General features: G+C 41.7%; 19 protein-coding genes and 1 other annotated feature. Of the genes, 14 read left to right on the forward strand and 5 right to left on the reverse strand.

Annotated elements, in window-relative coordinates; genetic code table 11:
- Nucleotides 1-126: 126 nt before the first annotated feature.
- Nucleotides 127-852 carry an SDR family NAD(P)-dependent oxidoreductase gene (locus ACP8HG_RS02140; RefSeq protein WP_340741791.1) on the forward strand — a complete coding sequence of 242 codons (726 nt, stop codon included), beginning with the start codon at nucleotides 127-129 and terminating at the stop codon, nucleotides 850-852.
- A 497-nt stretch (nucleotides 853-1,349) separates the two neighbouring features.
- Here the strand turns inward: ACP8HG_RS02140 and ACP8HG_RS02145 are convergent, their stop codons facing one another.
- Nucleotides 1,350-1,937: a tRNA (mnm(5)s(2)U34)-methyltransferase gene (locus ACP8HG_RS02145; protein WP_067207456.1), complete on the reverse strand. Its 588-nt coding sequence runs from the start codon at nucleotides 1,935-1,937 to the stop codon at nucleotides 1,350-1,352.
- Nucleotides 1,934-2,893, reverse strand: coding sequence for a TIGR01212 family radical SAM protein (locus tag ACP8HG_RS02150; RefSeq protein ID WP_067207459.1), 960 nt, complete (start codon nucleotides 2,891-2,893; stop codon nucleotides 1,934-1,936). Before ACP8HG_RS02150 ends, ACP8HG_RS02145 begins: the two co-directional genes overlap by 4 nt.
- Nucleotides 2,894-3,039: 146 nt before the next feature.
- Here ACP8HG_RS02150 and ACP8HG_RS02155 point away from each other — a divergent pair, with 146 nt between their 5' ends.
- The 4 genes from ACP8HG_RS02155 to leuS all read left to right on the forward strand — a co-directional run bounded on the left by ACP8HG_RS02155 (nucleotide 3,040) and on the right by leuS (nucleotide 8,448).
- Complete coding sequence (locus ACP8HG_RS02155) at nucleotides 3,040-4,227, forward strand: MDR family MFS transporter (protein WP_067207461.1); 1,188 nt, start codon at nucleotides 3,040-3,042, stop codon at nucleotides 4,225-4,227.
- Between the two features lie 112 nt (nucleotides 4,228-4,339).
- On the forward strand, nucleotides 4,340-5,026 hold the full coding sequence (locus ACP8HG_RS02160) for a CoA transferase subunit A (protein ID WP_067207464.1): 687 nt from the start codon (nucleotides 4,340-4,342) through the stop codon (nucleotides 5,024-5,026).
- An 18-nt stretch (nucleotides 5,027-5,044) separates the two neighbouring features.
- Nucleotides 5,045-5,704: a 3-oxoacid CoA-transferase subunit B gene (locus tag ACP8HG_RS02165; protein WP_187047276.1), complete on the forward strand. Its 660-nt coding sequence runs from the start codon at nucleotides 5,045-5,047 to the stop codon at nucleotides 5,702-5,704.
- Between the two features lie 42 nt (nucleotides 5,705-5,746).
- Nucleotides 5,747-5,967: a binding site (T-box leader), on the forward strand.
- Nucleotides 5,968-6,030: 63 nt separating this feature from the next.
- A complete protein-coding gene (gene leuS, locus ACP8HG_RS02170; RefSeq protein ID WP_187047277.1) occupies nucleotides 6,031-8,448 on the forward strand; it encodes a leucine--tRNA ligase in 2,418 nt (805 codons plus the stop codon).
- 116 nt (nucleotides 8,449-8,564) lie between these two features.
- Here leuS and ACP8HG_RS02175 read toward each other — a convergent pair whose 3' ends face one another.
- Entirely contained in the window at nucleotides 8,565-9,848 is a 1,284-nt protein-coding gene (locus tag ACP8HG_RS02175) for an NAD(P)/FAD-dependent oxidoreductase (protein ID WP_187047278.1), read from the reverse strand.
- 81 nt (nucleotides 9,849-9,929) lie between these two features.
- On the opposite strand from ACP8HG_RS02175, the gene ACP8HG_RS02180 reads away from it, so the two are divergent.
- The 4 genes from ACP8HG_RS02180 (at nucleotide 9,930) to ACP8HG_RS02195 (ending at nucleotide 13,057) form a co-directional block, all read left to right on the forward strand.
- Complete coding sequence (locus tag ACP8HG_RS02180; RefSeq protein ID WP_156475988.1) at nucleotides 9,930-10,082, forward strand: hypothetical protein; 153 nt, start codon at nucleotides 9,930-9,932, stop codon at nucleotides 10,080-10,082.
- Nucleotides 10,083-10,117: 35 nt separating this feature from the next.
- Nucleotides 10,118-10,438: a hypothetical protein gene (locus tag ACP8HG_RS02185; protein WP_187047279.1), complete on the forward strand. Its 321-nt coding sequence runs from the start codon at nucleotides 10,118-10,120 to the stop codon at nucleotides 10,436-10,438.
- 278 nt (nucleotides 10,439-10,716) lie between these two features.
- Nucleotides 10,717-12,327 carry a putative polysaccharide biosynthesis protein gene (locus ACP8HG_RS02190; RefSeq protein ID WP_187047280.1) on the forward strand — a complete coding sequence of 537 codons (1,611 nt, stop codon included), beginning with the start codon at nucleotides 10,717-10,719 and terminating at the stop codon, nucleotides 12,325-12,327.
- A gap of 10 nt (nucleotides 12,328-12,337) precedes the next feature.
- A complete protein-coding gene (locus tag ACP8HG_RS02195; protein WP_338652948.1) occupies nucleotides 12,338-13,057 on the forward strand; it encodes a pseudouridine synthase in 720 nt (239 codons plus the stop codon).
- A gap of 348 nt (nucleotides 13,058-13,405) precedes the next feature.
- Here ACP8HG_RS02195 and ACP8HG_RS02200 read toward each other — a convergent pair whose 3' ends face one another.
- Nucleotides 13,406-13,627, reverse strand: coding sequence for a DeoR family transcriptional regulator (locus ACP8HG_RS02200; RefSeq protein WP_067207480.1), 222 nt, complete (start codon nucleotides 13,625-13,627; stop codon nucleotides 13,406-13,408).
- A 271-nt stretch (nucleotides 13,628-13,898) separates the two neighbouring features.
- On the opposite strand from ACP8HG_RS02200, the gene pepV reads away from it, so the two are divergent.
- The 5 genes from pepV to ACP8HG_RS02225 are packed head-to-tail and all read left to right on the forward strand — an operon-like array spanning nucleotide 13,899 to nucleotide 18,721.
- Nucleotides 13,899-15,305, forward strand: coding sequence for a dipeptidase PepV (pepV, locus tag ACP8HG_RS02205; RefSeq protein ID WP_187047282.1), 1,407 nt, complete (start codon nucleotides 13,899-13,901; stop codon nucleotides 15,303-15,305).
- Between the two features lie 2 nt (nucleotides 15,306-15,307).
- Nucleotides 15,308-16,162 (forward strand): D-amino-acid transaminase, encoded by an 855-nt coding sequence (gene dat, locus ACP8HG_RS02210; RefSeq protein WP_338652947.1) that lies wholly within the window; start codon nucleotides 15,308-15,310, stop codon nucleotides 16,160-16,162.
- Nucleotides 16,163-16,194: 32 nt separating this feature from the next.
- Nucleotides 16,195-17,175: a nuclease-related domain-containing protein gene (locus tag ACP8HG_RS02215; RefSeq protein ID WP_338652946.1), complete on the forward strand. Its 981-nt coding sequence runs from the start codon at nucleotides 16,195-16,197 to the stop codon at nucleotides 17,173-17,175.
- Between the two features lie 19 nt (nucleotides 17,176-17,194).
- Complete coding sequence (gene trmB, locus ACP8HG_RS02220; protein ID WP_067207493.1) at nucleotides 17,195-17,842, forward strand: tRNA (guanosine(46)-N7)-methyltransferase TrmB; 648 nt, start codon at nucleotides 17,195-17,197, stop codon at nucleotides 17,840-17,842.
- A gap of 33 nt (nucleotides 17,843-17,875) precedes the next feature.
- Nucleotides 17,876-18,721 (forward strand): YtnP family quorum-quenching lactonase, encoded by an 846-nt coding sequence (locus tag ACP8HG_RS02225; protein ID WP_338652945.1) that lies wholly within the window; start codon nucleotides 17,876-17,878, stop codon nucleotides 18,719-18,721.
- Nucleotides 18,722-18,910: 189 nt separating this feature from the next.
- Here ACP8HG_RS02225 and ACP8HG_RS02230 read toward each other — a convergent pair whose 3' ends face one another.
- Nucleotides 18,911-19,225 carry a peptidase M4 gene (locus ACP8HG_RS02230; RefSeq protein WP_067207498.1) on the reverse strand — a complete coding sequence of 105 codons (315 nt, stop codon included), beginning with the start codon at nucleotides 19,223-19,225 and terminating at the stop codon, nucleotides 18,911-18,913.
- Between the last annotated feature and the right edge of the window lie 48 nt (nucleotides 19,226-19,273).

Here is a 19,273-nt window from a genome sequence, read left to right on the forward strand (position 1 = left end):
GAATTGATTCGGGACCAATCTCTCAGAATTAAGGGATGCTATCCAATTCATAGAGTAAGTACAGGAGCCGTTAAAAAAGAGCGATTTCAAAGAATGGTTGAAATACATGCAGGAGGGGTGGAATAAATGAACGTCTATATTATTACAGGTGTGTCAAAAGGGATTGGATTTGAACTTGCAAAGCAGCTAGGTAGTGAGGGGCATTTCGTCATCGGGATTGCACGCACGATAAGTAAACTAGACGGTGTAAAATTCATTAGAGCAGATCTTTCTGAAACGGAGAAACTGGAAGCGCTAATGGATGAGATAATCACTGTTTTCCCACGAGAAGCGGTGTCATTCACACTTATTAATAACGCTGGAATGGTTGACCCTATTGGATTAATGGGTGCTATAAATGCGGAAGATATAACAAAAGCAGTAGCATTAAATTTGACGGCACCAATTATTTTATCCAATACATTTATTGGGGCTTTGAAAAACTTCAAAGGAGTGAAGCGAATCGTCAACATCTCATCTGGAGCAGGCCGCAATGCGTATGAAGGATGGGGAGCATATTGCACAACGAAAGCTGGACTTGATCATTTCTCGCGTGTTGTCGCACTTGAGCAGGGGAGCGCGGAACACCCAGTAGACATCGTTTCTATCGCGCCGGGGATTATAGATACTGGAATGCAGGAAACCATTCGGGGAAGTAAGGAAGAGGCATTCCCTCTCCTTGATCGTTTTATAGACTATAAGGAAAAAGGGTTGTTAAGCAGTGCTGAACAAACTGCTGGCCAATTGATTGCATTTATGGTGAATGAAGACTTCAAAACAGTAGGTGCGATTGCTGATTTACGGGATTTTTGACACTGAAGTTAGAAGCGAGCAAATAGCGTTGCGTCCCGATCATATAACTGGATTGCCGATCAAATAACGTCGCGTCTCGATCATATAACTGGATTGCCGATCAAATAGCATTGCGTCTCGATCATAAAACTGGATTGCCGATCAAATAGCGTTGCGTCTCGATCATATAACTGGATTGCCGATCAAATAGCATTGCGTCCCGATCATATAACAGGTTTGCCGATCATAAAGCATTGCGTCCCGATCATATAACTGGATTGCCGATCAAATAACGTCGCGTCCCGATCATATAACTGGTTTGCCGATCATATAGTGTTGCGAACCAATCATATAACTGGATTGCCGAGCATATAGCGTTGCGAACCAATCATATAACTGGTCTGACCGATCATATAGCATGTGTCCCAAGCATATAAGCTGTTCAATCAATCAGAAACTAAAAAACAACAGAAAAAAGGTTGCCCCTGATTTTATTTCAATCGGGCAACCTTTTTTTGTCATTCAACTAGTTTTACTGTTATAAAATCCTTCATCTTTTCCATCGCTATCAAAAACGGGGGATTATTTCGCTGATTGATCATTTCATAACGAATGACATGGACATCAGCCTGGTGTAAGTTTTTTACATAAGCCAGAAGTGCATCCCGCTCTTCTCCGCCACCTTCATGTCCATCATAGACAGCAACCGCTATGATACCGCCTTTTTTCAGCAACCCAAGCATTGTATGGATTGCTTTGATTGTAGAGTCGGCTTTTGTAACAATTGACAAATCTTCACTATGCGGCAAGTAACCAAGGTTGAACACGGCGCAGCCAATTTGTCCGCTAACATATTTTTCGACGTTTGCATGACTATCCAATATTAGTGACACGCGTTCACTTAAATTACCGAGTCGTTCGGCTGTTGAGTCGAGTGCTGCCTGTTGAATATCGAATGCTAAAACATGTCCATTTTCACCGACGAGATCAGCTAAAAAGAGTGTGTCGTTGCCGTTGCCGGTAGTTGCATCAACAACGGTTTCACCAGCATTGACTGTTTCACTAAATAATTGTCTTGCGAAGGGAAGAATGCGATGTAGCTTCAAATCAATTCTACCGCCCCTGCATAATGTTTCCCTTGCCAGCTGTCACGACGTTCGAGTTCTTTGTCTATGCCATTCAACACTTCCCATTTCGTGACGCTCCACATTGGGCCAATCATTAATTCAATTGGACCATCACCTGTAATGCGGTGGACAATCATTTCTGGTGGAAGAATTTCAAGTTGGTCAGCAACTAGGTCAATGTATTCTTGTTTCTCCAAGAATTCAAGTTGGCCTTTTTCGTATTGTTTCACCATTGGCGTTCCTTTAAGTAGATGAAGAAGATGGATTTTGATGCCTTGAACATCGAGTTTTGCAACTTCACGTGCCGTTTCCATCATCATGTCATAATCCTCAAGCGGTAAGCCATTGATGATATGTGTGCAGACACGAATACCGTGTTTGCGCAATTTCTCGACACCTTCAACGTAGGATTTGAAATCATGGGCTCTATTGACAAGGTTTGCCGTTTTTTCGTGGACAGTTTGTAGGCCAAGTTCAACCCATAAATAAGTTCGTTCATTCAGCTCAGCTAAATACTCGACAACATCGTCAGGTAAGCAGTCTGGACGAGTTGCGATTGATAATGCAACGACGCCTTCTTGCGCTAATGCCGCTTCGAATTTTTCTTTTAACTTTGGAAGCGGGGCATGGGTATTTGTGTATGCCTGGAAATAGGCCATGTATTTGCCATCTTTCCATTTCTTGTGCATTCTTTCGCTGATTTCTGCAAATTGGACGTCGATTGGATCGACGCGGTCCCCGGCGAAATCTCCAGATCCTGCAACGCTGCAAAATGTACAGCCACCGAAAGCAACAGTGCCGTCCCGGTTCGGGCAATCAAATCCAGCGTCAAGCGCAACTTTCATTACTTTGAATCCGAATTCATCTTTTAAGTGACGTGACCATGTATGATAGCGTTTCCCTTCAGTAGGGAAAGGTAAGTTTAATTTATCCACTTTATTCACTCCTCTAACAGCTAATTGTATCATGTTTTTCCGTACTGGCATCATCTGAATTATGGAACTTATTTTATGGGTCTTGTCTGAATGTAGAAAAAGTCATACACTTTTACTGACTTTATATATGGACGGAGGCGTAGGGTATGCCTAAAAAAGTATGGCTTCTCGTGATTGGAATGTTCATTAATGTCATGGGAAACTCGTTTCTATGGCCGCTAAATACGATTTATATGCACGATTATTTAGGGAAATCGCTTTCTGTCGCTGGACTTGTCTTGATGGCTAATGCAGGAGCTGGTGTCGTGGGCAACTTGCTTGGCGGTTATTTATTTGACCGGATAGGTGGATTTAAGTCTATCATGGCTGGAATCATCATTTCAATCATCGGCCTTGTTGGCCTTGTATTTTGGCATGACTGGCAACCATACATCTGGTTTTTGACGCTTCTAGGTTTCAGTGGGGGTCTTATTTTTCCAAGTATGTATGCGATGATGGCGACGCTTTGGCCGGAGGGCGGCAGGAAAGCTTTTAACTCGATTTACCTGGCCCAAAACGTCGGTGTGGCGATTGGGCCAGCCTTAGCAGGACTTGTCGCTTCGGTCAGTATTGACTATATTTTCCCTGCGAATTTGGTGTTTTATGTGGTCTTTTTCTTTATCGCTTTCTTCGGTTACCGCAAACTTGAAATTGCACCTGATCGTCACACAAGTGTCATTAAGGAGAATAAGAAAATTCGTCAAAAAGCACCTTTTTATGCGCTACTTATCATTTCAGGCGGTTATCTGATTATGTGGCTTGTCTATTCCCAGTGGATGACGACAATTTCTACCCACTCATTATCACTTGGTATTTCATTGAAACAATATAGTTTGTTATGGACGATAAATGGATTGCTGATTGTGATTGGACAACCAATCATTAAGCCAGTCATCTCTAGGTTGGAAAATAAAATAAAAACGCAAATAATTATCGGGATTGTTATTTTTAGTATTTCTTATATTGTAGTCAGTTTTGCAGCTTCATTTACAATGTTCATTGTTGCAATGGTGATTGTGACGTTTGGGGAAATGTTTGTCTGGCCGGCTGTGCCGACCATTGCGAGCCAACTTTCTCCTAAAGGAAGGGAAGGCTTTTATCAAGGAATTGTCAATTCCTTTGCGACAATGGGGCGGATGTTTGGGCCATTTATTGGAGGAATTCTTGCAGACCAATATGGTATGCAAGTGATGCTATTCATATTGACAGCATTTATGATCATTCCAATCATCACTAGCTTGCTATACGACCGGCCCATTAAAAAAGCCGGCTATCAACCGGAAAGCCGCTTATAGGCTTTCCGTTTTTTTCTGTACGCTACTATCATTGCAACATTCGGTAGAGTTTGATTTAATTGAGAAGAAGGATTATTACGTAAGTTTTAAAAGATTCAAAGGGGGATGTAAAATGAAGCCGATTTATTCATCAGCGAAAGAGGCGGTTGCACAGATTGAAGATGGTGCAACATTAATGGTTGGGGGATTTGGACTAGTAGGAATTCCGGAACAACTCATTCTAGCACTTGTTGAAAAAGGTGTGAAAGACTTAACGGTTATTTCAAATAACTGCGGAGTCGACGAGTGGGGACTTGGACTACTATTGAAAAATAAACAGATTAAGAAAATGATAGGCTCATATGTTGGTGAGAATAAAGAATTCGAACGTCAGGTACTATCAGGTGAAATTGAAGTTGAGTTGACGCCGCAGGGAACACTTGCAGAAAAGATTCGTGCTGGTGGCGCTGGTATACCGGCATTCTTCACGCCGGCTGGTGTTGGAACGCTCGTTGCGGAAGGGAAAGAGATCCGTGTCTATGATGGTAAAGAGTATGTTCTTGAAGAGGCGCTTCGTGCGGACTTCTCACTTATTCGTGCAGCAAAAGCCGACAAGTTCGGCAATTTGATTTACAACAAGACCGCACAAAACTTCAATCCAATGATGGCGGCTGCAGGGAAATTCACAATTGCAGAGGTGGAGGAAATCGTGGAAACGGGCGATCTTGATCCAATGACGATTCATACACCTAGCATTTATGTCCAAGGACTTCTACAGGCGCAACAAGAAAAACGAATTGAGCGTCTGACGACTCGCTAAGGAAAGGGGAATTGTGATATGGGAGAAGTGAATGTAAGGGAACGAATCGCAAGACGGGCTGAAAAGGAAATCGAGGACGGGAACTACGTCAATCTTGGAATTGGTATGCCAACGCTCGTTGCTAATTATATATCACCTGAAAAAACAGTCGTACTTCAATCAGAAAATGGATTGTTAGGTATTGGACCTTATCCGGCAGCTGATGAAGTTGATCCGGATCTCATTAACGCGGGAAAAGAAACTGTTACATCTATTCCAGGTTCAGCATACTTTAACAGTGCTGAATCATTCGCGATGATTCGCGGAGGACATGTCGATGTTGCCATACTTGGCGCGATGGAAGTGTCTGAAAAAGGGGACTTGGCTAACTGGATGATTCCTGGCAAGATGATCAAAGGAATGGGCGGTGCGATGGATCTTGTTCATGGCGCGCGAAAAATTATCGTTATTATGGATCACGTTGCGAAAGACGGCTCTGCGAAGATTAAGAAAGAATGTACACTTCCGTTAACAGGAAAAGCGGTCGTCCATAAAATCATTACAGAACGCGCATTGATTGACGTGACAGCCGATGGACTGGAATTGAAAGAAGTGTTCGAAGGATTCACTATTCAAGAAGTCATTGATTCGACAGAAGCGGTGTTAATTGTGAAGGATGTTATTGAAGGCGTAAAATGATTGTTGTTAAAGTGGCATGATTCGGGTAAACTAATAGCAATAGCTTTGGTGTTGAAGAGGAGTAGTAATCTTTACTGTCGTTTATTAGAGAGCAGGCGGTTGGTGGAAGCCTGTACGATAGAGATGAACTCGCCTTGGAGCCTGCATTGGTGAATGATTTGATTTACTAACCCGTGCCGTTTTCCGCGTTAAGGAGTCAAGTTGGGCGGCTTTGTCGTCAATTTGGGTGGCACCGCGGGAATTATACTACTCTCGTCCCTTATCTTTTTAAGGGACGGGAGTTTTTTGTTTTTAGTGCTTTTCTACTTATCAAGGAGGAATTTTAAATGAGTTATAATCACGGACAAATTGAGAAGAAGTGGCAACAGTACTGGAAAGACAATAAAACATTCAAAATGATGGATGATCCGTCTAAACCGAAATTTTTTGCGCTTGATATGTTTCCATATCCATCAGGTGCTGGACTACACGTCGGGCATCCGCTTGGCTATATCGCGACAGATATTTTGAGCTCATTCAAACGGAAGCAAGGCTTTAATGTCCTGCATCCGATGGGCTGGGATGCATTTGGCCTTCCGGCAGAGCAATACGCGCTTGATACAGGTAATGATCCTGCCGAATTCACCGCGAAAAATATCGCAACGTTCAAGCGTCAAATGAATGATCTTGGTTTTTCTTATGACTGGGACCGTGAAATTAATACGACAGATCCATCTTATTACAAGTGGACGCAATGGATTTTCATCCAACTTTACAATAAAGGCTTAGCTTACGTCGATGAAGTAGCTGTTAACTGGTGTCCAGCACTAGGTACAGTTCTTGCGAATGAAGAAGTAATCGATGGCAAGTCAGAACGTGGCGGCCACCCGGTTGAGCGTCGTCCAATGCGCCAATGGGTATTGCGAATTACAAATTATGCAGACCGTCTTCTTGAGGATCTTGATGAACTTGATTGGCCGGAAAGCTTGAAAGACATGCAACGTAACTGGATTGGTCGTTCAGAAGGGGCACAGCTGACTTTCGAAATTGAAGGAACTGATTTGTCATTTGAAGCATTTACAACACGTCCGGATACAATTTTCGGAGCGACGTATGCAGTGCTTGCACCAGAATTAAAACTTGTTGAAAAAGTGACGACTGCAGAACAAAAGGATGCAGTTGAAAAATACCTAAACGAAGTGAAGATGAAGAGTGATCTTGAACGTACAGATCTTGCAAAAGAGAAGACGGGTGTCTTTACGGGAGCTTACGCAATTAACCCTGCAAGCGGCGAGAAGATGCCAATTTGGATTGCAGACTATGTTCTTGCAACATATGGAACAGGCGCGATTATGGCGGTTCCAGCACATGATGAGCGTGACTATGAGTTTGCAAAAGAATTTGATCTGCCAATTATTGAAGTTGTAGCAGGCGGCGACGTTTCTGCAGAAGTATATGTTGGAGATGGAAAACACGTCAATTCAGGTTTCCTTGATGGATTACTCAAAGATGAAGCAATCGAAAAAGCAATCGCATGGTTTGTTGAAAAAGGCAAAGGCGATAAAAAAGTTACATTCCGTCTTCGTGACTGGTTGTTCTCAAGGCAACGTTACTGGGGCGAGCCGATTCCAATTATCCATTGGGAAGATGGCACAATGACACCTGTTGAAGAAGCAGATTTACCGCTCGTATTACCAGTAACGGATAATATTAAACCAAGCGGAACGGGCGAGTCACCACTTGCAAACATCGATGAATGGATAAATGTGACTCATCCAGAAACAGGGATGAAAGGTCGTCGCGAAACGAACACGATGCCACAATGGGCGGGTAGCTGCTGGTATTACTTGCGTTACATCGATCCGGATAACGATGAAATGATTATCGATCCTGAACTTGCGAAACGCTGGTTGCCTGTAGATATCTACGTAGGTGGAGCAGAACACGCAGTTCTACATCTGCTTTACGCACGATTCTGGCATAAAGTGCTTTACGATATCGGAGTAGTTCATACGAAAGAGCCATTCCAAAAGCTGTTCAACCAAGGGATGATACTTGGTGAAGGTAATGAGAAGATGTCGAAATCAAAAGGCAATGTAGTTAATCCAGATGATATCGTTCATTCACACGGAGCTGATTCACTTCGCCTTTATGAAATGTTCATGGGGCCTTTGGAAGGTTCAAAAGCATGGACGACGAATGGTCTTGACGGAGCTCGTCGTTTCCTAGATCGTATCTGGCGCCTGTTCGTCAATGAGGATGGATCACTTAGCACGAAAATCGGTGGAAAAACGGGCGGATCGCTTGAGAAAGTTTACCATCAAACTGTGAAAAAAGTGACGGAAGACTTTGAAGGAATGCGTAATAATACAGCAATTTCTCAGATGATGGTCTTCATTAACGAAGGCTATAAAGTGGATTCGATTCCAAAAGAATATGTTGAAGGCTTTGTTAAAATGGTAGCGCCAGTTATTCCGCATCTTGCAGAAGAGTTATGGGAGAAGTTGGGTCATAGCGATACAATTACGTATGAACAATGGCCGACATTTGACGCATCAAAACTGGTCGATGATACAGTTGAAATGGCTGTTCAAATCAACGGCAAAGTACGTGCGAAAATCGTCGTATCGAAAGACGTTACGAAGGATGATCTAGAGAAGCTTGCACTAGAAGATGAAAATGTGAAAGTACTTCTTGAAGGCAAAGAAGTGAAAAAAGTCATCGCGATTCCAGGAAGACTGATTAATATTGTTGCAGTAGGTTAAAAAAGAAAATCCGCGTAAGAGGGTTGGCCCTCTTACGCGGATTTTCTGTTGTCCAGTATCGGATAGCTGTAGTTTAGTTCGTACAATCTATAATAAAGTTTTTCCATAATAAACGTTTATAGATCAGTCGCATGTTCTCCTGCATTCATCCCAGCAATCCTGCCGGTAACAAGTGCGGAAGTGATATTATAACCGCCTGTATAGCCGTGAATATCCAAAATTTCACCGCAGAAGTAAAGACCTTCCTTCTTGCGGGAACCTAATGTCTTCGGAACGATTTCTTTTACGGATACTCCGCCGCCTGTGACGAATGCTTTTTCAAGTGGCTGCGTACCATTGACGTTCATTGGGAATGCTTTCAATAATTTAGCTAATGCCCTAATCTTTTCTACTAGCATCTGAGCTCCAGTTTCAGCCGGATCAATTCCTGCCCGGTCGAATAAAAATAGCATCCAACGTTCAGGCACAATCCCTTTTAATACATTCTTCACTGCTTTTGTTGAATCTTCTTTTAGTGTGGTATTGAGCAGTTGGAATACTTTTTCTTCATTGAGCTCGGGCATTGAGTCAATTCTCATCTCAACGGGCTTGTTGCCGTTTTTCATACGTTCTTTCACAACAAATTGACTGCATCTTAAAATGGCAGGCCCGCTTAAGCCGAAATGGGTGAACAACATGTCCATCTGATGTGTGATAAGATTCTTACCTTTGGCGTTAAGGACGGATACTGCCACGTCACGAAGCGCAAGACCTTGTAGATCCTTTGAAACAATGAAAGGTTCATTTGATAATAAAGGTACTTCTGTTGGATAAAGTTCCGTCACGGTATGTCCGGCTTTTTCTGCCCATGGATAACCGTCTCCTGTTGAACCGGTTTGAGGAACTGCTTTTCCCCCGACCGCTACAACAACAGCGTGTGAACGGATCTCTTTGCCAGAATCGAGTCTGACACCTAGAATTTGCTCTTCATCCATCAAAAGTTTTTTAACGCGCGTTTCTAATCTCACTTCAACATGTAAGCGATCCATTTCTGTCAGCAATGCATTGACTACATCTTTTGCTTTGTTCGACACTGGAAACATTCTGCCATGATCTTCTTCTTTCAACGGAACGCCAAGACCTTCGAAAAAACGAATGATGTCTTCATTATTGAAAACGGAGAAAGGACCATATAAAAATCGCCCGTTCCCTGGAATGTTTTTAACGATTTCTTCTTGTGACAGGCGATTCGTAACGTTACAGCGCCCGCCCCCTGAAATGGCCAATTTAGTACCAAGTTTTTTTCCTTTTTCTAGAAGGAGAACTTTCCTTCCGTTTTCAGCAGCGGCAATGGAGGCCATCAATCCTGATGGTCCCCCGCCAATGATGATGACGTCTACATCAACATGGTTAGTAGTCATTGTGTTATCAAGCCTTTCGGTAATGGATTATTAAATAACAGTTTAACACAGCATCATTGAAAAATAGTAGGGGCGGTCAAAATGGAAGAAAATATAACGACGGCATGTGGTACAATTAAAAATGGTTTAACAATAAAACTTTCAAGAATAGTGCGAGTAGAAGTGTTTGCAAACTTCTTTCCCAAGACTGGGATAGTGCCTGTGATAAATTGGAATGATGAGGAAGCAGAGTAGAGTTACTTTGACGAAGAATAGGAAGAGGGTACGGAATGACTAGAGAAGTAAATAGCGAAGTTGAACAGCATATAAGTCAGCCAGAGGGATATCAAGAGCAGTCGTATCCAACGAGCGCGGAGAACGAGAAAATAAGACACGATGCTTTTCAACACAAAGAGTGTCAGCGCATCTATCATAAATTGATTAGCCATGCAGGGGGAATGGATGTAGTCAGAAAAGGTAGGAGATTGATTGCGAAAAAAATTGCTACCACATGCTTCCTAAACTCAACAGAGCCTGACTATGAAGAATTTAAGCAAGGTGTACTGATTGCTAACGAAAACATTAAAATAAAACGAGATGAATCATACTGAGTTTACCTAGTAATTAGAGACACATACAGAACAAAATTAGGCTGCCTTTTCTCCAGAATCCAGTGGAGATGGGTAGCCTGATTTTTCTTTGGCGACTGCCCGCTTTTTTTACTGGTCTGTACGTTTGACTAACTAATTATCATATGATGACGTCATATATAATGGAAACCACACTTTCAGTTTTTCTCTATTCCACACTAATGACGGATATACATTGTGAAAAGCGTCGTCTGGGGGTAAACTGTTAAGTAGATTTAGGGAGAATGGAAGGATCAAACATGTCATCAAATCTTGTAAAAGGGACCTTTATACTGACAATAGGTCTATTTTTATCGAAAGCGCTTGGACTATTATACGTTATTCCATTTTACGCAATCGTTGGGAAAGAAAGTATCGGTCTCTATCAATATGCATACATCCCATACAATATCGCGTTAGCTATCGCGATATCAGGAGCACCACTTGCGATTTCAAAATTCGTAGCAAAATATAATGCTCGTGGCGATTATGCAACTGGACGGAAATTGTTAAAGTCAGGGATGCTTGTGATGGCAGTCACAGGAATACTTTCCTTTTTAACGCTGTACTTTTTAGCTGAACCGATTGCGAAACTTGTTCGTAAAGATGATGAACAAATCTTCACAATTGAAGAGATTGCAAATGTGATTCGCTGGGTCAGTTATGCACTGCTTGCCGTTCCACTTATGAGTATCGTGCGAGGCTTCCTACAGGGCAATCAAAAAATGATGCCGACTTCGGTTTCTCAGTTAGTAGAACAGGTTGTGCGAATTATTGTCGTTCTGGCAGGAGCGTTTATTGTCGTGAACTTCATGCATGGATCTCCGAAAACTGCAGTGAACTTCGCGGTATTTGCGGCGTTTATCGGGGCGCTTGCGGGTCTCGCTGTCTTGTTCAAGTATTGGAAAAGTTATAAACCAGAATTCGACCATCTTCTTGCGAATAGTACTTCATCAAGTGACGTTTCATTCAAAGACATGTACAAAGAAGTATTTGCTTATATCTTGCCCTTCGTCCTGGTAGGGGTTATTAATCCCCTTTATCAATTCGTTGATATGATTACTTTTAACGAAGCGATGTCTTCAATCGGCTTTGCAAAGGTAACTGACATCTATTTAACGATGCTGAACTTTTTAACGCATAAAGTCGTCATGATACCTGTCATGATTGCGACAGGATTTTCAATGGCTCTTATTCCGGTCATTACAAGTTATTATGCGAAAAATGATCAAAAAGGGATTACAAATTCACTTGATCAGACCTATCAGATTATGCTGTTCTTGACGGTACCAATCGTTATCGGATTAATCGTTTTGTCAAATGAGTTCTACCAATTTCTATATGAAAAAGATGCAATGGGTGCAGAGATACTAGCGAATTATGCCCCTGTCGCGATTTTATTTGGCTTATATACAGTGACAGCAGCCATTTTGCAAGGCATCGATCGACATAAGTGGATAGTTTTCACTTCATTACTCGGACTGTTTTTCAAACTGGTACTGAATATACCGCTCATCAAAATATTTGAAACGAATGGTGCCATTATGGCGACTTCAATTGGTTATACAGTCGCGGTAGGCATTAATATCGTCATCATTACTAAGACCCTTAATTACAGGTCGAAGATGGTGTTTAGAAGACTTATCCTTATCGCTATATTAAATGTCATTATGTTAATAGCTGTCACATTTACATTGAAAGGACTGACAGCAATCAGTCCTGCTGACGGAAAAATGCAGTCTATCTTGTATATTTTGATATGCGCTACAGTTGGTGCTGCAATTTACGGTTATCTATCGCTTAAAACGGGGCTTGCACAGAAATTGTTCGGAGAGCGATTGACTAGATTCACCAAGAAATTAGGCTTTTAGGAGGAATAAAATGCGTTTGGATAAATTATTGTCGAACATGGGATTTGGTACGCGAAAAGAAGTAAAGATTTTGATGAAAAAAGGTTCCGTACGGGTTAATGAAGTGGCAGTGAAAGATGCCGCACTGCATGTAGATACAGTGAAGGATGAAGTAACGGTACTGGGTCAAAAAGTCGTCTATAAAGAATTTATGTACCTAATGATGAATAAGCCACAAGGAGTCTTGTCTGCTACTGAAGATAAAAGGGACCAGACAGTTATTGATTTATTAGATGAAGAATATAACATTTTTGAAATGTTTCCTGTTGGAAGGTTAGATAAAGACACAGAAGGTTTTTTGTTACTGACGAATGACGGAAAACTTGCGCACAACTTATTGTCACCTAAAAAAGGGGTGCCGAAAACGTATTATGCTCATATCGAAGGAATTGTTACAGAAGAAGATACCAAGCAGTTTTCAGAGGGTGTTACTCTGGATGATGGCTATGAGACGAAGCCTGGTCAGCTGCGCATATTGAAATCAGCGGATATTTCCGAAATCGAGTTGACGATTACGGAAGGGAAATACCATCAAGTCAAGCGAATGTTTGAAGCGGTTGGTAAGCAAGTTGTTTACTTAAACCGCTTATCGATGGGGCCTTTATCTTTGGATGAAACTTTAGCGCTTGGATCATACCGAGAATTGACGGAAGAGGAATTACAGCAACTCATGCAGATTTCTGGAAAATAAAAAGGGCTGAGCCGTTTAAGAATACGGTTCAGCTCTTTATTGTTTGTCTAGAAAATAATGAAATCTCGTACTGTGGATAAGTTACCATTTGAAAATTTCACGTCTAGACTCCAGCGCCTAGCCCCACACGACGCGGGTCATGCAGTTTCTGTCTTGCTGATTAAAGGCAAAGAGTGCTTTTATCAGCAAGGCTACCGGGAGGGATTGAACTTGCATCCCTCCTACTTTTTGGGGCTAAACAGGCGTTTCCGCTTTTGTTATATACAGGCTCCAAGCGCCAGCTCCCTTATACCTACGTGAAGCAGGTATGAGAGCTGGCGCTTTTTGCTTTTCTAGGTCATGTGCGGGTCACGAAGATAACTTCACTTTTTTTGCTGTCGTCGTCCATTTACCGCGTACCGGGCTCATAATGAGCTCGTTGTATTCAAGGACATTTAAATCCCTTTGGACCGTACGGTGAGTGATGCCAAATTCTTCGACCAGGTTTTCGGTAGTTACAGTGCCATTATCAAGGATATAAAAATAGATATCCTTTATGCGTGTAAGCATACGATCAGTTGCAGGTTTCAAGTGTGGAATCACCCCTTCATCTTCATTTTCCAAAAAGGTTTGGTCATGAGACTTATGAATGTTGCCTAAAGCACGTTGAAATTATCCCTGACGACGCACATCCTTTCGAAAAAGTTGAAAAGTCAGATTAAATCTTCTGACAATACTAGTATAACGTATTCTCGTGAAGTTTGCATGAATTTTATTGTAAAGAGTCTGTAAAAGATGATTCCTCTTTATTTTCTTGGGCTAACGTGTGAAAATAGACTTATTGTGAAAGAAGGTGCCTTGAATGTCTAATTGGGAAAATGAAGCTTTAAAAAGACAAGAATCTCTGCTAGCTGATTTACAAAGTTTAATCGCTATCCCTTCTGTACTTGATGAAAGTGCGGCAACTAAAGATTTACCATTCGGACCGGAACCAAAACGTGCACTCGACTGGCTGTTAGAAGAAGGTCGAAAAGCGGGAATGCTTGTGAAAAATGTAGATAATATGGCGGGGCATATTGAGATGGGGGAAGGGGACGAACTCATCGGGATCCTTTGCCATGTCGATGTCGTGCCAGCAGGAAGTAATTGGATACATGAGCCGTTTGGCGGTACTATCGAGGACGGAAAGCTGTTTGGTCGTGGTGCCATTGACGATAAAGGACCGACTATAGCCGCTTGGCATGCGATGAAAATAGTCCGGGATTCAGGTATCACGATGAACAAACGAGTGCGGCTCATTATCGGAACAGATGAAGAAAGTGGTTTTCGATGTGTGAAGCGCTATTTTGAAAAAGAAGAAATGCCAACTATTGGATTTGCGCCAGATGCTGATTTTCCCATCATTAACGCCGAAAAAGGAATTGCTTCTATCCTATTTAAACAAAAGGTAGTAACTTCAGATGGACAACTATTGCTATTCAAGTCAGGAAATAGGACAAATATGGTGCCAGATTATGCAGAGGCACACCTGGCAGAGGAAGTTGTATTTGACAATGAACAGTTTGTTACATTTTTGAATATTCATGACGTAACAGGGGGAGTTTCCACTGATAGTGGTAAGACCATCATCAGTTTGAATGGAAAATCAGCACATGCAATGGAGCCAGATAATGGCGTCAATGCCGCCGTCCTACTTGCTTCTTTCCTGAATCGCATATTGAAAGAAGGTCAATCAAAAGACTTTACACAATTCATGTTTGATGCATTTGCTAATGAATCTCGAGGACTGTTCTTAGGTTTGGCGTTCAATGATGAAATGTCAGGCGATACAACGCTGAATGCGGGTATCGTGACATACAATCCCACAAGTGGTGGGGAAATTAATGTTAGTATGCGTTATTCAGTCAGCTATCTATTTGAAGAGAAAATGACGACATGTATGAAACGGTTAACGGAAACACCTTTTTCGGTCGATATTGGATCGAACTCTGCACCGCATCATGTGGACGCAAACGACCCCCTTATTCGGACGTTGCAAGAAGTGTATACTGATCATACTGGAGAACATGCAGAACTATTGGCAATCGGGGGAGGAACGTACGCACGTGTCCTTGAAAAAGGGGTTGCTTTTGGTATGCTATTTCCTGGCAGGGAAGACGTAGCTCATCAGGCAGATGAATATGTTTATATAGATGATTTAGTGAAAGCAACTGGGATCTATGCAGATGCAATCAGCCGACTCGTATCTGAAAAAACGGAAGGGGAATAAGGATGACAGTATACTTTATTGATGGACAGTTTACAGAACGTGATGGATTGGCTATTTCGATTGATGATCGCGGTTATTATTTTGGTGATGGCGTGTATGAGGTAATTAAAGTATATGGTGGAGAATTATATACTGCGGAAGAACATATTGATCGTTTATTTCAAAGTGCTACGAAGATAAAGATGACAATCCCTTATGCTGAAGTACAATTGATGGAGATTGCCCGTGAATTAGTGGCGAAAAATAATATTTTGGTTGGACACGTTTATATCCAAGTGACACGGGGATCCGCACCAAGGATGCACCAATTCCCTGATCCGACAGTCCCACCAGTTGTGACTGGATATGCAATTAACAACCCAAGACCTATGAGGGGCATAGAAAACGGAGTTGGGGTCAAGTCAGTAGCGGATGTCCGTTGGCTGCGTTGCGATATTAAAAGCCTTAACTTGCTTGGCAATGTTCTCGCTAAGCAAGAAGCGCATGAAGCGGGTTGTATAGAGGCATTGCTTCACCGTGACGGCGTTGTTACCGAAGGTTCTGCATCGAATATGTTTGGGGTAAAGGGTGGAACAGTCTATACTCATCCTGTGACAAATCTTATTTTGAATGGAATTACGCGTCAAGTTGTACTTGGTCTGTGTGAGGAGCAAGGAATTCCTGTCGTCGAGAAATCCTTTACAATAGATGAAGCTTTTGAAATGGATGAATTTTTCTTAACGTCAACGACATCTGAAGTAACGCCAGTCATTTCAATCGACGGACGTCCTGTAAGCTCGGGAATATTGGGACCATTGACAATGAAGTTACAAAAAGCATTCAGCTCGCAAATCCCATCTTTTATAGCGGATGAATAATAATGTATAGTATGTGATTGGAGTGAATGGACATGGCGCAACTTGTTAAACTGCTTGACTATGTCTCCCGTTACGAGCAAGATCTTACGCGTTATCCTTCGCAGTATATCCGTTTGAAAAGGTATCAATGGGAACGTATGAAGACCCAGTGGGAAAGTGGAGCTGATTTATCAGAATGGCAACAGGATATTAAAGAGGTAGTAGAACCGGAAGAGAACAAATGGTTTTCTCCTTTACTTCGGGTCTTCGGCCAACGTAAAGATGTTGAGGCAGAGCAATATCACGACAATAGCGAAGATGAAAAAGGCGATAAGGAAGAGAATTTTGGGTTTAGTCCAAATCTGATTCATAACCCCTCAAGTCTTGAGCACTTAAGAAGACTTTATTTGGATCAACTATTTCATTTTCAAATCAAGTGGGCAAGTTCGACGTTAATGGACAAGTCAAGGGTTGAATCTCGCTTTTTCCGAGATCCACTTTTACGAAGTTTCGCTCAGAATCTTCCGGATAATTATTTGTTGTTCTATTATCCAATCTTACTACTGAAGAAAGCACCTGTTGAACTAGACATTATCATTGTGACACCTGTTGAATGCATGTGTATTACGGTGCTTGAGAAAGAAGACGTTGCAGCGTTTAGTGGGAGCGGGGACAGATTCTGGTTAAAGAAGCTTGGGGAAAAAGAAACGAAATTTCTAAGCCCGCTTATAGCACTGAACAGAACTGAAAAGATTGTTTCGAGTATATTGAAAGCACAAGGTATCGATTTTCCTGTACGTAAATTTTTGATTTCACGTAACGGGTATATCGATCACCCAGGTTCGGCATTCGATGTTGATATTATCGATAGACGGTCATATGAGGACTGGTTTTCTGCACTTCAGAAATTGCCGGTTCCGATGAAATCTACGCAATTCAAAGCGGGCCAGGCAATACTTGACGTGGGGCAAACTACTTCAATAAGCAGATTATTTGGCGATGAAGAACAACCAGAAGATGGCAATAACCTATAAATAGAAAAGAGTGTATATAATGAGGCTTCGTAATAAACCATGGGCAAGAGACTACATGGCAGAACACCCAGATATCCTATTAGCTGAACCAGAAAAAATGATGAATGGATGGCATACCCTGTTTGGTAATGGCAATCCAATACACATTGAAGTTGGATCAGGTATGGGCCAATTTATAATTGGTATGGCTGTTGCCAATCCAGATGTGAATTATATTGGCATTGAGCATTTTGACAACGTTATCGTATCTGCGCTTGAAAAGGCTGTTGAAGCAGAAAAGCCATCAAATTTACGACTATTCCGTGCAAATGGAATGGACCTTGCAAAGATCTTCCACAAAGGGGAGATAGATAGGGTGTATTTAAATTTTTCTGATCCGTGGCCGAAAACGAGAAATGCGAAAAGAAGATTGACGCATGAAACATTTTTAAAACTTTATGAAGAGGTACTAGCAGAAGGTGGAGAAATTCACTTTAAAACAGATAACCGTCTGTTGTTCGAGTACTCACTCGTCTCAATGTCTCAGTACGGTATGAAGTTAGGTTTTGTATCGCTTGATTTGCATGCAGAAATGCCGGAAGATAATATTATGACGGAATATGAAGAGAAGTTTTCAGCAAAAGGACACCCGATATACAGACTTGAATCACATTTTACTAATTCTTGATAGAAACAAGTAAGGGAATGGGGGAATGTTTCTGTGGATACTTATACATTTCATGATATGACGTTGACATGGCTGGATGGTAGTGGCAATTTTTTAGACGGCGGAACTATGTTTGGGGTTGTTCCAAAAGCACTGTGGTCAAGACGTTATGAAGCGGATGAACAAAACCGTATTAAAATGAGAAACGATCCGATTCTCATTCAGTATAAAGGAAAAAATATATTGATTGACACAGGGCATGGAAAAGGGAAACTCAGTGAGAAAATGATGAAGAATCTAGGCATAGTTGAAGAGGCAAGGGTTGAGGGGAATCTTGCTGAGCTCAGTTTGTCGCCAGAAGACATCGATATTATTCTCATGACGCACTTGCATAATGATCATGCAGCGGGTTTGACGGAATTACGCGAAGGGGATTTTGTTTCTGTATTCCCAAATGCTGAAATTTACGTTTCACAAATCGAATGGGATGAAGTACGTAATCCGAATATTCGTTCCAGAAATACATATTTAAAAGAGAACTGGGAGCCTGTTGAGCAGCAGGTGAAGACATTCGAAGGAAGCATTACAATCATGCCAGGAATCGAAATGATCCATACAGGCGGTCATAGCGATGGTCATAGTATTATTAAATTGACACAGCATGGTGAGACGATTCTTCATATGGCTGATATTATGCCTACACAAGCACATAGTAATCCGTTGTGGGTTCTGGCTTTTGATGATTACCCAATGACGTCAATCTTTGCTAAAGAGAAATTGATGAAAGAGGCGCTTGCAGGGGGCTATAAGTTTACGTTTTATCATGATGCCTATTATAGACTTGTAAAATGGGATGCTAGCGGAAAAGAAATCATCGAATCCGTTACAGTTTCTAGTTAGGTTCAGTTAAAGAATTCCATTAATTTCGCTCCCGCGCTCGGGGATGCTTCCCGCCTTAAGCCTGATCGCTGCACGTCTTTATAAGCTCAACATATATAGCCATTGGTTAATTAAAAAACCGTCACACTACCAGAGGAGTCTGGGAATGTGACGGTTTTTATTGATATATATAGACTTCGGCGCATTGTTTTAAGCTTTTATGAGTTCAACGACTGTACCTGTTTTTGCATCTGCTGCAAATTCGAATTGTTCCAGTTCGCCTTCTTTAATGCGTGATATGCCGCCGCGGTAAACGTCCATTGTAATGACTTTGTTTGTGAAAGGCTCAGTTTTCATGACGATCCATGAACCATCTATCGGACCTTCATTTTTAAAAGCATCTTTAATTGTGTTTAGAACAGAGTCTGCTGAAACATTTTGGTTAACTCGATCGATTGTTTCGCTGACAACAATACCAGCCGCAACACCCGTTAATACTCCTGCTAGGAAATCTGACACTTTCATTCTTTTTACCCCCTATAGTCGGTATTTCAAACAGTGTACCACAATTTT

This window comes from Sporosarcina sp. FA15 (assembly GCF_051550195.1).
In the GTDB taxonomy this organism is placed as follows: domain Bacteria; phylum Bacillota; class Bacilli; order Bacillales_A; family Planococcaceae; genus Sporosarcina; species Sporosarcina psychrophila.

Excerpts from the sequence above, each read along its gene's own strand:
- ACP8HG_RS02195 (WP_338652948.1), top strand. The coding sequence starts at position 12,338 with ATGCGTTTGGATAAATTATTGTCGAACATGGGATTTGGTACGCGAAAA.
- ACP8HG_RS02180 (WP_156475988.1), top strand. The coding sequence starts at position 9,930 with ATGGAAGAAAATATAACGACGGCATGTGGTACAATTAAAAATGGTTTA.
- ACP8HG_RS02175 (WP_187047278.1), bottom strand. The coding sequence starts at position 9,848 with ATGACTACTAACCATGTTGATGTAGACGTCATCATCATTGGCGGGGGA.
- dat (WP_338652947.1), top strand. The coding sequence starts at position 15,308 with ATGACAGTATACTTTATTGATGGACAGTTTACAGAACGTGATGGATTG.
- trmB (WP_067207493.1), top strand. The coding sequence starts at position 17,195 with ATGAGGCTTCGTAATAAACCATGGGCAAGAGACTACATGGCAGAACAC.
- ACP8HG_RS02215 (WP_338652946.1), top strand. The coding sequence starts at position 16,195 with ATGGCGCAACTTGTTAAACTGCTTGACTATGTCTCCCGTTACGAGCAA.
- ACP8HG_RS02190 (WP_187047280.1), top strand. The coding sequence starts at position 10,717 with ATGTCATCAAATCTTGTAAAAGGGACCTTTATACTGACAATAGGTCTA.
- ACP8HG_RS02155 (WP_067207461.1), top strand. The coding sequence starts at position 3,040 with ATGCCTAAAAAAGTATGGCTTCTCGTGATTGGAATGTTCATTAATGTC.
- ACP8HG_RS02140 (WP_340741791.1), top strand. The coding sequence starts at position 127 with ATGAACGTCTATATTATTACAGGTGTGTCAAAAGGGATTGGATTTGAA.
- ACP8HG_RS02160 (WP_067207464.1), top strand. The coding sequence starts at position 4,340 with ATGAAGCCGATTTATTCATCAGCGAAAGAGGCGGTTGCACAGATTGAA.
- pepV (WP_187047282.1), top strand. The coding sequence starts at position 13,899 with ATGTCTAATTGGGAAAATGAAGCTTTAAAAAGACAAGAATCTCTGCTA.
- ACP8HG_RS02165 (WP_187047276.1), top strand. The coding sequence starts at position 5,045 with ATGGGAGAAGTGAATGTAAGGGAACGAATCGCAAGACGGGCTGAAAAG.
- leuS (WP_187047277.1), top strand. The coding sequence starts at position 6,031 with ATGAGTTATAATCACGGACAAATTGAGAAGAAGTGGCAACAGTACTGG.
- ACP8HG_RS02185 (WP_187047279.1), top strand. The coding sequence starts at position 10,118 with ATGACTAGAGAAGTAAATAGCGAAGTTGAACAGCATATAAGTCAGCCA.
- ACP8HG_RS02230 (WP_067207498.1), bottom strand. The coding sequence starts at position 19,225 with ATGAAAGTGTCAGATTTCCTAGCAGGAGTATTAACGGGTGTTGCGGCT.